Source organism: Methyloversatilis universalis FAM5 (genome assembly GCF_000214035.2).
GTDB lineage: Bacteria > Pseudomonadota > Gammaproteobacteria > Burkholderiales > Rhodocyclaceae > Methyloversatilis > Methyloversatilis universalis.
On sequence record NZ_AFHG01000045.1, the window covers coordinates 1 to 13,194 of the forward strand.

11 protein-coding genes are annotated in these 13,194 nt (G+C 67.3%); 5 read left to right on the forward strand and 6 right to left on the reverse strand.

Annotated features, from left to right (window positions below; all coding sequences use genetic code 11):
• On the reverse strand, positions 1-1,140 hold a 1,140-nt coding region (locus METUNV1_RS09065), incomplete at its 3' end, for an FIST signal transduction protein (RefSeq protein ID WP_043359557.1).
• Between the two features lie 168 nt (positions 1,141-1,308).
• Positions 1,309-2,322, reverse strand: a complete 1,014-nt coding sequence (locus METUNV1_RS09070; protein ID WP_008061023.1) for an NAD(P)/FAD-dependent oxidoreductase — start codon at positions 2,320-2,322, stop codon at positions 1,309-1,311.
• Between the two features lie 132 nt (positions 2,323-2,454).
• Here METUNV1_RS09070 and METUNV1_RS09075 point away from each other — a divergent pair, with 132 nt between their 5' ends.
• From METUNV1_RS09075 to pgi, 5 genes are all read left to right on the forward strand, one after another.
• Positions 2,455-4,902 (forward strand): circularly permuted type 2 ATP-grasp protein, encoded by a 2,448-nt coding sequence (locus METUNV1_RS09075; protein ID WP_008061024.1) that lies wholly within the window; start codon positions 2,455-2,457, stop codon positions 4,900-4,902.
• A complete protein-coding gene (locus METUNV1_RS09080) occupies positions 4,899-5,834 on the forward strand; it encodes a transglutaminase family protein (protein WP_008061025.1) in 936 nt (311 codons plus the stop codon). The genes METUNV1_RS09075 and METUNV1_RS09080 overlap by 4 nt, the downstream gene beginning before the upstream one ends.
• 160 nt (positions 5,835-5,994) lie before the next feature.
• Positions 5,995-6,207: a 50S ribosomal protein L31 gene (rpmE, locus tag METUNV1_RS09085; protein ID WP_008061026.1), complete on the forward strand. Its 213-nt coding sequence runs from the start codon at positions 5,995-5,997 to the stop codon at positions 6,205-6,207.
• 169 nt (positions 6,208-6,376) lie between these two features.
• Positions 6,377-8,044 (forward strand): ArnT family glycosyltransferase, encoded by a 1,668-nt coding sequence (locus tag METUNV1_RS09090; RefSeq protein WP_008061027.1) that lies wholly within the window; start codon positions 6,377-6,379, stop codon positions 8,042-8,044.
• A 25-nt stretch (positions 8,045-8,069) separates the two neighbouring features.
• Complete coding sequence (gene pgi, locus METUNV1_RS09095; protein WP_008061028.1) at positions 8,070-9,659, forward strand: glucose-6-phosphate isomerase; 1,590 nt, start codon at positions 8,070-8,072, stop codon at positions 9,657-9,659.
• Positions 9,660-9,668: 9 nt separating this feature from the next.
• Here pgi and pdxH read toward each other — a convergent pair whose 3' ends face one another.
• The 4 genes from pdxH to aceK are packed head-to-tail and all read right to left on the reverse strand — an operon-like array spanning position 9,669 to position 13,182.
• Positions 9,669-10,304, reverse strand: coding sequence for a pyridoxamine 5'-phosphate oxidase (gene pdxH, locus METUNV1_RS09100; protein ID WP_008061030.1), 636 nt, complete (start codon positions 10,302-10,304; stop codon positions 9,669-9,671).
• Between the two features lie 10 nt (positions 10,305-10,314).
• Complete coding sequence (locus METUNV1_RS09105) at positions 10,315-10,752, reverse strand: DUF192 domain-containing protein (protein WP_008061032.1); 438 nt, start codon at positions 10,750-10,752, stop codon at positions 10,315-10,317.
• Positions 10,753-10,810: 58 nt separating this feature from the next.
• Positions 10,811-11,401: a pseudouridine synthase gene (locus tag METUNV1_RS09110; RefSeq protein ID WP_008061035.1), complete on the reverse strand. Its 591-nt coding sequence runs from the start codon at positions 11,399-11,401 to the stop codon at positions 10,811-10,813.
• Complete coding sequence (gene aceK, locus METUNV1_RS09115; protein WP_008061037.1) at positions 11,398-13,182, reverse strand: bifunctional isocitrate dehydrogenase kinase/phosphatase; 1,785 nt, start codon at positions 13,180-13,182, stop codon at positions 11,398-11,400. Before aceK ends, METUNV1_RS09110 begins: the two co-directional genes overlap by 4 nt.
• Positions 13,183-13,194 lie beyond the last annotated feature (12 nt).

The following is a 13,194-nucleotide window of genomic DNA, read 5'->3' on the forward strand; positions in this document are numbered from 1 at the left end:
CGCAATGTCGATGCCGGCGAACACCCGGTCCAGCGAGGACAGCTCGGTCCGGTTGTACAGCCGCCGCAGCACGCAGTCGTTGAACATGCCGGCCAGCGGCTGGCCCGGCTTGTCCTTCATGAAGTCGCGGAAATCGCGCTCGGTGGTCGCCGCGAAAGGCGTGCGCCTGACCAGCACCAGCTCCTCGCCGGGCGCCACGTCGCAGTAGAAATCGACCTTGTCGCGTTCGAAATCCAGCGTGGCGACCGAACGCACGAACAGTTCACCGTTGACCCGGATGGCGAAGGAGTGGCTGTCCAGCTTGGCCGCCAGTTCGCCGCGCGCGCAGCCGAAGGTCTGGCACAGCGCATCGATCAGCGATACCGCCCGGCCGTCACGGTCAATCACCGAACTGACCTGCCGGCGTTCGACCGAAGCGCTGAAGATCTGGAAACGGGTGGGCGTCTCTTCGAAATTCTGGCTCTTGAACACGCCGAAACGCACGCCCGGCGCCATCTTCAGGAAGGTGACCAGGGCGTGGTTGTTGAGCCGCCGGCTGCCGTCGTGCAGCCAGGTGTCCTTGAAATCGAGCTTGCCGCCGGCCGAGCCGCCGACGAACAGACAGGGGAAGCGGCCGCTTTCGTACAGCGCTTCCATGAAGAAGGATTCAGAGTTCGACAGCCCGTCGAACAGCGCATAGGCAAAGGTGTCGCGGTGGTCGATGTCGATGTCCACCCGGGCGCCGCGGATGGCGTTCGCCAGCCGGTCTATCCGCTCGCGGTAGTCGAGCATGCGGCCGGACTGGCGCAGGTCTTCGCTGGACAGCGGAATTGCCACGGTCTGCGCGGCCGCGATGACCGAACGGTCGAACAGTTGCAGCACCACGCTGTCCCGTCCGTCCTGCGCCTCGCAGTAGAGCGGTGCGCCGGCGGCGCCGCACAGTTCGCCCGCGGTCGTACCCAGCGCCATCGCCACACCGGGAAAGCGGGCGCGCAGCGCACGCGCGACCGTCTCGATATCGGTATCCGGCGCGACATAGCCGCCGATGAAAGCCGGCTGGCAGCGTATCGAAGCCAGCTTTCCGTCGAGTTCAGCGCACCGCGCCCGCAGCGTGACGATACCTGGATGTGTCGCAGCGCTGCGACGGCCGAACAGTTTCATGGCTTCCCCTCCCGAAATCCCGGATTACTGCATCTGTCGTGTCATGCGGATCAGGCGCCGCATTGACCGGGCTTACGGGTAAAGGCCGGGCGACTTTATGGAGTCAGTGGACGATTTTTCATCCGCTGTTCAGGGAATGGACACTTTTTCCCCAATGAACACATGCACTTAGCGCAGATGAACATGCTGCTCCGCAGCATGCACCCAGGGCAGGTCCCTGTTGGCCCCGGCTTCCAGCACCCGGTCGGCCAGCGCGTTCGCACTGTCGAAGGCGTCCTCGATGCGCTCGCCCAGGCAGCCGTCCGAGGCATACCCCACCCGCGCATCGGCGTCCCACAGACAGGGCTGGCCGAGCGCGTCGACCACCCGCGCGTACCGCCAGCGGTGGGCGCAACGCTGCACCGGCACCACCGCCCGGCCCACCGCCGCGGCAAAAGCCTCGGTCAGCAGCGCCTCGATCTGTTCCGGCTCGCACTCCAGGTGCTGCCGCGACCAGAGCGGATCGGCATGCACCACCCAGCACTCGCGCGATGCATCGCGCTGGGGCTTGCCGCTGTCGCGCGCGGCCCAGTTCAGTGCGCCGCCGGCTGGAAAGCGCAGGCAGTCCGCGACGTCGAGACGCTCGGACAGCGACAGCATGAGCGTCCAGCACGGGGCGTAGCGGATCTGCCGCATCGCATCGATGAACCGGGCCAGTCCGGCACCGGTGCTGCGCTCGAACAGCGTCACCGCCTGCGGCGCGGGAAGCGTCACCAGCACCGCGTCGAAACAGTCGGGCAGCGTGCCGCTTTCCTCGGCCAGCCACCAGCCGAAGCGGTCGGCGCCGAGCGTGTGGATCAGCGTCTGCGCGCTGAATTCCGCGCCCCAGAGCATGCGGGGCGCCAGCGCGTTCATGCCGGGCACCGCCACCCAGCGCTCGCTGTCGCCGACCGCGGCCTGCGGCCAGCGCGCCAGCACGCCGGCCTGCTGCCATTCAGGCAGCCGTGCCCGCATCGCGTCGCCGCGCACCGACATGAACTGCGCACCGTGGTCGAAGCGCAGGCGCCCTGCCACCCGGGTCGCCATGCGCCCGCCGGCCGCCCGCCCCTTGTCGAATACGTGAACCCGCCGGCCGGCGTCGACCAGCCGGCGGGCCAGCGTACAGCCCGCCATGCCGGCGCCAATCACTGCAATGTTGTGCATCCGTGCTGTCCTTCTTTTTTATGGTGCTCCGCGTGAGCGTGCGTGCCGGATCATGCAAGGTCTGTGCTAGCGTGTGGCCGGATCGCAAAAAATTTCCGGATGGCCTGCGTGCCGCCCCGCAACGCCTGATCGATGGCCCGTTCCCTGCTCCAGCACTACCCGCACGCCACGACGCGCTACGACGAACTGCTGTCGGCGCCCGGCACGCTGCGCCCGCACTGGGCCGCCCTGTTCGACGCATTCGAATCGGCCAGCCGGGTCCAGATGCAGGACAGGCTGGCATCGGTACGCCGGCAGATACGCGAAAACGGCGTCACCTACAACGTGTATGCCGACCCACGCGGCGTCGAACGGCCGTGGGAGCTGGACCTGCTGCCGCTGGTCATCGCGGCCGACGAATGGGCGCAGATTTCCTCCGCGGTCGCCCAGCGCGCCGAACTGCTCAACCGCATTCTCGCCGACGTCTATGGGCCGCAGCAGATGCTGGTGGAAGGGCTGCTGCCGCCGGCACTGATCCATGGTCATGCCGGCTTTCTCAGACCCTGCCACGGGCTGAAGGTGCCCGGCGGCATTCACCTTCACCTGTATGCGGCCGACCTCGCCCGCTCGCCGGACGGTGGCTGGTGGGTACTGGCCGACCGCACCCAGGCGCCCTCGGGCGCCGGCTACTCGCTGGAGAACCGGCTGGTCATTTCGCGCGTGTTCTCCGAACAGTTCCGCGACCTGCACGTCGAGCATCTGGCCGGCTTCTTCGCCACGCTGCGCGACACCCTGGCCCAGCATGCACCGGAAGGCGACGGCCCGCCACTGACCGTGCTGCTGACGCCCGGCCCCTACAACGAAACCTATTTCGAACACGCCTACCTTGCACGCTACCTCGGCTTTCCGCTGGTCGAAGGGTCCGATCTGCTGGTGCGCGACGGCAAGGTGTGGCTCAAGCATCTGTCGGGGCTGCGCCGGGTGCATGCCATCGTGCGCCGGCTGGACGACGATTTCTGCGACCCGCTGGAACTGCGCGCCGATTCCGCGCTGGGCGTGCCCGGCCTGCTGGACGCCGCCCGCCGCGGTCAGGTACTGATCGCCAACGCGCTCGGCTCCAACCTGCTGGAAAGCGGCGCCCTGCTCGGTTTTCTGCCCCGCCTGTGCGAGCGCCTGCTCGGCGAGCCACTGGCCATGCCTTCGCTGGCCACCTGGTGGTGCGGCGAGGAGGCAGCGCTGGAAGACGCCATCGCCAAGCTCGACCATCTGGTGATCAAGCCCGCCTTCCCGCAGCTGCGCATCGAATCGGTGTTCGGTGCCGATCTCGACCGGCGCGAGCGGGCTGCGCTGATCGCCCGCATGCGGGCCCGGCCGCACCACTACGTTGCGCAGGAACTGGTGCAGCTGGCGCAGGCGCCGGTATGGGACGACAGCGGGCCCGCACCGCGCCTGGGCGCGCGGACGGTCGGCCTGCGGGTATTCGCCTGTGCGGGTCCGGAGGGCTACCGGGTGATGCCCGGCGGGCTGGCCCGGGTCGCGCCGGAAGCGCAGGCCCGCGTGATCGCCATGCAGCGGGGTGGCGCCAGCAAGGACACCTGGGTGCTGACCGATGGCGCGGTCGATACCTTCAGCCTGCTGCGACGCACGGTGGGGCCATCGGAACTGGTGCGCGCCGGCAGCAATCTGTCCAGCCGCATGGTGGAAAACCTGTTCTGGTTCGGCCGCTACTGCGAGCGCTGCGACAACGCCGCGCGGCTGCTGCGCGCGGCCATCGCACGCCATATAGAAAGCGATGACAGCGGTGAAAGCGTACTCATCCGGCTGTGCCGCACGACCGGCCAGCTGGCGCCGGTCGGTGACGACGATCCGGGCGGCGCGCTGTGCGACGCGGCCCTGGCCCGCGATGGAGCGCTGTCCGCGCTGCTGCACCAGCTGTCCGCAGTCGCGTTCAGCCTGCGCGAGCGCATGTCGATCGACAACTGGCGGGTGATCAGCCGGCTGGTCGAAACCGCCGGCCGCGAGCCGGAGGTCAGCCCGGGCGCGGCGCTGGAACACCTGGACCGCTGCGTGCAGGCCATGATGACCCTGTCCGGCTTTGCGCTGGACGGCATGACCCGCGACCAGGGCTGGCGCTTCCTGTCCATGGGGCGACGCATAGAACGGCTGCAGTTCATGTGCACCGCGCTGCGGCATGCGCTGGCTGCCGGCGGCGAAGCGCCGGACTGGCTGCTCGAACTGGCCGACAGCACCATCACCTACCGTTCCCGCTACATGACACGGCCGCAGTGGTTGCCGGTGCTCGACCTGCTGGTGAGCGACGAAACCAATCCGCGCTCGATCGCCTACCAGGCGCTCGGCCTGAGCGACTACCTGGCACGGCTGGCCGCGCAGTTCGGGGCCATCGATGCCGGAACCCTGCCGGACGCGGTCGCCGAACTGCTCGCGCTGCGCCCGGAGCAGGACCTGCACACCGGCTCCGAGCGACTCGCCAACCTGCTCGACCGTCTGGCCAGCGCCGCCTATGCGCTGTCGGAACAGCTCGGATTGCGCTTCTTCAGCCATGCCGACCCGCGCTGGGCCAGCGGAGCGGACCTGCCATGAACCGCATGCGCTATCACGTGCTGCACCGGACACAGTACCGCTACGCCTGGCCGGTGTCCGACTCGCGCCAGCTGCTGCACCTGACGCCGCGCGATACGCCGACCCAGCGCACCGTGTCGCACCGCATCGACATCGACCCGGAGCCGGTCGAGCGGGCCCGCCGCACAGACTATTTCGGCAACGTACTGGAACAGCTGTCCATCGGCAGCGCGCACGACACGCTCACCGTTACCGCAGAGAGCGTGGTCGACCTGACGCCGTCGCGCGCGGCCGGCGCCACCCGGTCGCCGGCATGGGAACACGTGCGCGACCGGCTGCATCAGGTCGGGCCGGCCCCGCTGCTCGACCCCTGCCAGTATCTGTACGCCAGTCCGCACATCGAACCGCTGGCCGCGCTGGCACGCTATGCGCGGCTCGATTTCCGCCGCGAACGCCCGCTGTTCGACGCCACGCTGGCACTGATGCGTCGCATCCACCGCGATTTCGAATTCGATCCGCAGGCCACCACGGTGAGCACGCCGCTGGAAACGCTGCTCAGGCAACGGCGCGGCGTCTGCCAGGACTTCGCCCATTTCATGATCGGCTGCCTGCGCTCGCTCGGACTGCCGGCCCGCTACGTGAGCGGCTATCTGCTCACCCAGCCACCGCCCGGGCAGCCGCGCATGGTGGGCGCCGATGCCTCGCACGCCTGGGTGTCGGTGTTCTGCCCGGGCCTGGGCTGGGTGGACATGGATCCGACCAACTGCATGCAGCCGGGAGACCAGCACATCACCGTCGCCTGGGGCCGCGACTTCAGCGACGTGACGCCGATGCGCGGCGTCATTCTCGGCGGCGGAGAGCATGCGGTGGAGGTTCAGGTCACGGTGACACCGGAACACGAAGCACCGCCCGCGCCGCGGCCCGGACCTGCGCAACCCCTTGAACGGGGCTGAGAAAACCGCCATACTTGTCGTTTTCCTCCGCGGGCACCGTCTGCACAGCTACGGAAACTGCAACGCGACGTGGTCGCAGGTTTCCCACGGCTCAGCCGACCCGGGGTTCGATGATCCGCACGAGGCTGCCCGCCTTCGAGCGCTTGAGAAAGTAATCAGCATGAAACAAGGCATTCACCCCAGCTACGAAGTTGTCGCCGTCACCTGCTCCTGCGGCAACGCGTTCGAAACCCGCTCGACGCTGGGCAAGCCGCTGCACATTGAAGTGTGCGCGTCCTGCCACCCGTTCTACACCGGCAAGCAGAAGATCGTCGATACCGCCGGTCGCGTCGAACGCTTCCGTCAGAAGTACGCGAACGTACCGCGCGGCTGATTTCAGCACGCGCCCCGGAAAAGGCAGCCGATGGCTGCCTTTTTTGTTTGTGGCGTCCGGTATCCGCTGCCGTGAAGCGGCGGCATCGCCCCGCCCTCTCGTCGCCTGCGTGCGCAGCCCCTAGAATTCCGACCACCCGAATCCGGCCCCTGGCCACCCGATCCCGCCGATGCCCCTTCCATCGCAGTCCTTCGCACACCGCCGGCCGCTGATCGGCGACCCGCCCCAGACAGGCTTCGTGATTGCGCTGTGCGCGCTGTTCCTGCTCACCGGTCTGTTCGGCCGCGATCCGTGGAAAGGCGATGACGCCCTCCACATCGCGGTCGCGCTCGGCTTCGCGCGCGAACCCGGCTGGCTGATTCCGACCCTGGCCGGCCAGATCTGGCTGGACACGCCGCCGCTGTTCCACTGGGTCGCCTCCTTGACCGGCCGCGCGGCCGCCCTTATTGGCGCGAGCTTCGCCGACGGCGTGCGGCTCACCAGCGCCCTGTTCACTGCCCTGTGGCTGCTGGGCAGCGCAGGCGCGGCGCGCGAACTGTATGGCGCGCCCGCCGCGCGCATCGCGCCGCTGATTGCCATTGCAAGCATCGGTGCCGTGACCTATCTGCATGACGCCCAGGCGGCCACCACGCTGCTGGCGGCGCTCGGGCTGGGCATGTGGGCACTGGCACTGATTGCCCGCCGGCCACTGCACGGTGGCATCGTGCTGACGCTGGCACTCGCCCTTTCCGGTCTGGGCACCGGCCTGTGGCTGACCGCCATCCTGCTGCTGACCGCCGCACTGATGCCGCTGCTGCCGGTGTGGCGCACCGTGGCGGCCACCCCTCAACGCATGCTGGCGCTGCCGCTGGCCATGCTGGCCGGCACCGCACTGGCCGCGAGCTGGTATGTGGCACTCCGCCTCGAACGCCCGGAACTGGCGGCACAGGTCTGGGATGAGGACGTGGCCAGCCTGCTGCCGGACAGCGCCCTGCTGGTCGGCGGCATGTCGAGCTGGGTCAAGGTGATGGCCTGGTACGCCTGGCCCGCGCTGCCGGTGGCCGGCTGGGCGCTGTGGCAACGGCGCAGCCAGTGGCGCTCGCCGGTGCTGACGCTGCCGCTGGTGCTGATGCTGCTGCTTTTCGTCCAGCTCGCCGGCGACGGCATCGCCCGCAATCAGCGCGCGCTGCCGCTGCTCGCCCCGCTGGTGGTACTGGGCAGCGCCGGTCTGCCCAAGCTGCGCCGTGGCGCCGCCAATGCGCTGGACTGGTTCGGTGTCATGACGTTTTCACTGCTGGGCATCATCATCTGGCTGGGCTGGGTGGCGATGTACACCGGTTGGCCGGCACGGCTGGCGAAAACCTTCTCCCGTCTGGAACCCGGCTTCTCGATGCCGTTCTACTTCATGGCAGTGTCGCTTGCTGTCATCATGAGCCTGGCTTGGGTATGGCTGCTGTGGCGTTCGCCACGGACGCCGACACGCGGCGCGGTCAGCTGGGGCTGCGGCATGGTATTGATATGGTTTCTGGTGAGCAGTCTGTGGCTGCCATGGATCGACTACGGTCGCAGCTATCGCGATGTCGCCAGACAGCTCGCCGAACACCTGCCGGAGGAACGGACCTGCGTTGCCTATGCCGGTCTGCAGGAAAGCCAGCGGGCAGCGTTCTACTACTTTGCCGGCCTGAAGCCGCTCGCCTACGCCAGCGGAACGGGTCGCCGCTGCAGCGTGCTGATCGCCCACTACGGCCGGGGCGGCAGGAAACCCGCACTCGATGCGGGCTGGACACTGAAATGGGAAGGACGCAGGCCGGGCGACCGGCACGAGCACTTCCTGATGTACGTAAAGAACACGACTTGAGAGCGCCACGGGGCGCCGGGATGACATGAACCTGTTGATGCAGACTTCGGCGTGGCCTGCACTGAGATCCAAGGCGATCCAGCTGTCGCGCGTGCACCTGCGCAACTTCTTCGAGCAGGATGCGGAGCGCTTCGCGCGCTTCTCGCTGCGCCACGACGGCTGGCTGCTCGACTATTCGAAGCAGCGGGTCGATGGCGAAACCATGACCATGCTGATGGATCTGGTCAGCGCACTCGACCTGCCGCGCGGCATCCGCGCACTGGCTGCCGGCGACCAGATCAATTTCACCGAACGCCGCGCGGCGCTGCACATGGCACTGCGCGCGCAGGACGGCTCGCATGCCGACGTGGTGCGTGACTGCCGTGCCGCGCTCGAGCACTGGGTTCGGCTGATACGCAACCGCGAACTGCTGGGTGCCACCGGTCAGACCATCACCCACCTGATCAATCTGGGCATCGGCGGCTCCGACCTCGGGCCGCGGCTGGCCATGGAAGCGCTCGAGCCGCAGTGGAATGGTCCAGTGGTCAAGTTCGTCGCCAACCTGGATCCGGTGGCACTCGATCTCGCGCTGCGCGACTGCAAGCCCGCCCACACCGCCTTTGTCATTTCATCGAAGAGCTTCACCACCCAGGAAACGCTGGCCAACGCCCAGGTGGCGATGAAATGGCTGGCCGACGGCCTTGGCAGCGCCGGCGTCGGCCAGCACCTGTTCGCGGTCACCAACCGGCCTGCGGCCGCCCAGGAACTGGGCGTGCCGGCGCATCACTGCCTGTTCCTGCCGGAGTGGGTGGGCGGACGCTATTCGGTCTGGTCGTCGATTTCTCTGCCTCTGGCCTGCGCGATAGGCATGCAGGCCTTCGGCGAAATGCTGGAAGGCGCACGCTCGATGGACGAGCACTTCACCCGCGCGCCGATGAACGCGAACCTGCCGGTGATGTTCGGCCTGATCGACTTCTGGAACGCCAGCGGCATGGGACTGGAAACGCTGGCGGTGCTGCCCTACAGCCATCTGCTGCGCAGCCTGCCGTCCTACCTGCAGCAGCTGGAGATGGAAAGCAATGGCAAGCGCTGCACCTCGACCGGCGAACTGAGCCGCGCCCCGACCTCTCCGGTGGTATGGGGCGGATCGGGCATCGTCGGCCAGCATGCGTATCACCAGCAGTTCTATCAGGGCACCCGCATGATGCCGATGCACTTCATCGTGCCGCGGGGCGGACGCGACGAGCGCAGCCGCATGATGCAGCTCAACGCTCTGGCGCAGAGTGCAGCGCTGATGCGCGGCAAGACGCGCGACGAAGCGATGGAAGAACTGAAGCGCGGCGGACTGTCGGAACAGGAAGCGACCCGGCTGGCGCCGCACGTGGCCTGCCCGGGCAATCAGCCCAGCACCACGCTCATCATGCCCGAGCTCACGCCCCGCTCACTCGGACAGCTGATCGCGCTCTACGAGCACAAGGTGTTCGTGCAGGGCTGGCTGCTGGGCATCAACAGCTTCGACCAGTACGGCGTCGAATACGGCAAGCAGATGGCGCGCTCTCTGGCCTCGGGCAGGCTGCCGAGCGACGCGGACGCGTCCACCCGCGGACTGCTGTCCGCGCTAGAGCACGGCGTCTGAGCAAACCCCTCAGGGTGCGAGACGCACCCTGTTCCAGCACTCGCCTTCGCGACGATAGAGCAGGCGGTCGTGCAGACGGTCTGCCCTGCCCTGCCAGAACTCGATCGCTTCCGGCCTGAGCCGGTACCCCCCCCAGTTTTCCGGGCGCGGTGGCGCCGAGCCAAAGCGCGCTTCGAATTCGCGCACCCGCTGCGACAGTGACTCGCGGCTGGGAATCACCTGGCTCTGCGGCGAGGCCCATGCACCCAGCCGGTTGCCGACCGGGCGCAGCGAGAAGTAGGCGTCCGACTCGTCCTCGCTCACCTTGCTCACCGTGCCTTCGATCCGGATCTGCCGTTCGAGCGCGGCCCAGAACAGCAAGAGGCTGGCGTGCGGATTGACCGCCAGTTCGTTGCCCTTGCGGCTGTCGTAATTGGTGAAGAACACGAAGCCGTCCTCGCCGTAGCCGCGCAGCAGCACGATGCGGGAACTCGGGCGGCCTTCGGCGCTGACGGTCGACAGCGTCATCGCGTTCGGATCGCGCTCGACCACGCGGCCGGCTTCGGCGAACCAGAAACGGAACTGGTCGAGCGGATTGTCGGCCGCTTCGGTCTCGTCGAGCGCGCCACTGGTGTAATCGATGCGGTGGTGTATCGGATCGGTCATCGGAATCTCCTCATTGTGGCGCCGGTGCGCGCTCCAGCCCGGCTACCCGGCTGCCGGCGGCCAGCTTGCGTGATGCGAACCAGCCCAGATTGGTTTCGAGGGCATAGCGCGCCGGCCCCTGCGAACAGTGGTGGTCGTCGGTCTGCGGTTGCATGTCCTCGATGTTCAGGATGCGGCCCTGCTCGTCGATGAAGGCCACGCTGAGCGGAATGAGCGTGTTGCGCATCCACATGCAGTGAGCCCGGGCCTGCGGAAACACGAACAGCATGCCGGCGTCGGCGGGCATGTCGGTGCGGTTCATCAGGCCGGTCATGCGCGCCTGATCGGTGTGGGCCACCTCGGCGCGTATGCGGTACATCCCGACCGCCAGTTCAAGCGTGGGCAGGCCGGCGCAGGCCGCCAGGGTGGTCAGCGCCAGCAGGCCGCTGCACAGGAAGTTCTTCATCATGATGAAAGGACGTCGGTCGGATGATGGAGGGACAGCGCAGGCCGCATCTTGATCGAAATCATCCGCGCGCGGAACGCCGCGCGCCGGCGGCCGGTGCGCGCAGCAGCGCGGCGTCGAGCTCGACCCAGTCGCCCGGCTGCAGTGTGCCGAGCTGCCAGGGGCCGATCGCCACGCGGATCAGCCTGAGCGTCGGATGGCCGATGGCCGCGGTCATCCGGCGCACCTGCCGGTTGCGGCCCTCGGACAGTTCGATCTCCAGCCAGCAGGTCGGCACCGAAAGGCGGTGACGCACCGGCGGCGTACGCGGCCACAGGCCGGCCGGTTCGTCGATGCGCCGGACCCCGCAGGGCCGGGTCGGACCGTCCTTCAGCTGCAGGCCCTGCCGCATGCGCTGCAGGGCGGCTTCGTCCGGTTCGCGCTCGACCTGCACCCGGTAGGTTTTCACCAGCTTGTGCCGCGGATCGGTGATGCGGTGCTGAAGCGCGCCGTCGTCGGTGAGCAGCAGCAGGCCTTCGCTGTCGGTATCCAGCCGCCCGGCGGGATAGACGTCCGGCAGCGCGACGTGGTCGGCCAGCGTCGGATGCAGGCCGTCCGGCGAGAACTGGCACACCACCCCGAAGGGCTTGTTCAGCGCGATCAGCCGGCTCACGCGCCCCCCGTGGCGACCTGCTGCCCCTGCAGATGGCCGAAGCGCCGCGCGAAACGCAGTTCCTCCGGGTAGGGGAAGAAGTCCTGGATATAGCCGTCGCGGATGCGCTGCTGGGTTTCCTGCCAGAACTTCACGTCCAGCAGGTCGCGGTGGTACTTCAGGAAGGCGGCGCGCACCTTGGGCGTGGACAGCAGGAAGGTGGCGAACTCTTCCGGGAAGATGTCGTTACGCTGCACCGAGTACCACACCTCGCCCGACATTTCGTACTCCGGGCTGGGCGCCGGCGGAATGCGGCGGAAATTGCAGTCGGTCAGGAACTCGATCTCGTCGTAGTCGTAGAACACCACGCGGCCATAGCGGGTGACGCCGAAGTTCTTCCACAGCAGGTCGCCCGGAAAGATGTTGGCGACCGCCAGTTCGCGGATCGCATTGCCGTACTCGTACACCGCGTGATCGATTTGCTCTTCGTTCGCGGTTTCGAGGTAGATGTTGAGCGGAATCATGCGTCGCTCGATGTAGCAGTGGCGGATCACCAGCGTGTCGCCGTCGCGCTCGATCATCGACGGCGCGAGCTGATCCAGCTGTTCGAGCAGTTCGGGCGAGAAGCGGTGTGCCGGCAGCGCGATGTCGGAGTACTCGATGGTGTCGGCCATGCGGCCCACGCGGTCCACCTGCTTCACCATCAGGAACTTCTTCTTCACCGTGGCGCGGTCGGTGTCCTTCGAACTGCCGAAGGTGTCCTTGATGATCTTGATCACGTAAGGATAGGACGGCAGCATGAACACCAGCATGACCAGCCCGCGGATGCCCGGCGCCTCGACGAAGTTGTCGTTCGAGTGGCGCAGGTGGTTGATCAGGTCGCGGAAGAACATGGTCTTCCCCTGCTTCGCCAGCCCGAGCATGGTGTAGAGCTCGGACTGCGGCTTTTTCGGCATCAGCGTACGCAGGAAATTGACGTTGGCCGACGGCACCTGCATGTCGGCCATGAAGTAGGCGCGCGACAGCGAGAACATGACGCTCACCCGCCACGGCTCGAGCAGGATGGTGTCCAGGAAAAGGCCGCCCTTGCGGTCGTGCAGCACGGTCACCATGAAGGGATATTCGTTGTGCCCGTTGATCGCCTTGCCGATCACGTAGGCGGCCTTGTTCCGGTAGTAGGCTGAATTCAGCACCTGGATCTGCAGATTGGCCTCGCGCGCCGGCCACTCTCCACCCACATGCTCCAGCGCCGCGCGCACGATGTAATCCACGTCGCGGTCGAGATCGGTGAACCGGCGCTGCCAGTCGAAGTCGATGAAGATCTGCTTCACCGCCGCACGCAGACCGGTCTGGTTCGGGTAGTAACTGCGCCAGGTTGGCGGATTGCTCTCGATCAGTTCGGTCGAGATGGCCGGGCGCACGAAGATGAAGTCGTTGTGGAAATACTTGCGGTGCAGGATCTTGGTTGTGACCGAGTTGAAGAAGGTTTCCGCCAGCTCCGGCTGCCGGTGGTTAACCAGCAGACCGATGTAAAGCAGCTTGGCCTGCTGCCAGGTGTTGTCGTCGAGCGAATCCGCGTGGAACTCGCTGTGCAGCCGCTCCACGCATTCACGAACCCGATCGTCATAGAACTGGATGCGCTCGCGGATGCAGCGCTGCTGCCCGGCCCAGTCCGCCTCCTCGAAACGCTGCTTCGCCTGGGCGCTGGACGCGCGGAAGCGGCTGTAGTGCTTGTCGAAACCGTCGATCAGCGCATGGGCGATGGCCTGCGCCACCTGATTCTGTCCTGCCGGGAGGTTCATGGCGTATCCGCA

What these genes read in the sequence shown, in the direction of transcription:
- METUNV1_RS09070 (WP_008061023.1), bottom strand. Translation starts at nt 2,322, where the DNA reads ATGCACAACATTGCAGTGATTGGCGCCGGCATGGCGGGCTGTACGCTG.
- METUNV1_RS09075 (WP_008061024.1), top strand. Translation starts at nt 2,455, where the DNA reads ATGGCCCGTTCCCTGCTCCAGCACTACCCGCACGCCACGACGCGCTAC.
- METUNV1_RS09080 (WP_008061025.1), top strand. Translation starts at nt 4,899, where the DNA reads ATGAACCGCATGCGCTATCACGTGCTGCACCGGACACAGTACCGCTAC.
- rpmE (WP_008061026.1), top strand. Translation starts at nt 5,995, where the DNA reads ATGAAACAAGGCATTCACCCCAGCTACGAAGTTGTCGCCGTCACCTGC.
- METUNV1_RS09090 (WP_008061027.1), top strand. Translation starts at nt 6,377, where the DNA reads ATGCCCCTTCCATCGCAGTCCTTCGCACACCGCCGGCCGCTGATCGGC.
- pgi (WP_008061028.1), top strand. Translation starts at nt 8,070, where the DNA reads ATGAACCTGTTGATGCAGACTTCGGCGTGGCCTGCACTGAGATCCAAG.
- pdxH (WP_008061030.1), bottom strand. Translation starts at nt 10,304, where the DNA reads ATGACCGATCCGATACACCACCGCATCGATTACACCAGTGGCGCGCTC.
- METUNV1_RS09105 (WP_008061032.1), bottom strand. Translation starts at nt 10,752, where the DNA reads ATGATGAAGAACTTCCTGTGCAGCGGCCTGCTGGCGCTGACCACCCTG.
- aceK (WP_008061037.1), bottom strand. Translation starts at nt 13,182, where the DNA reads ATGAACCTCCCGGCAGGACAGAATCAGGTGGCGCAGGCCATCGCCCAT.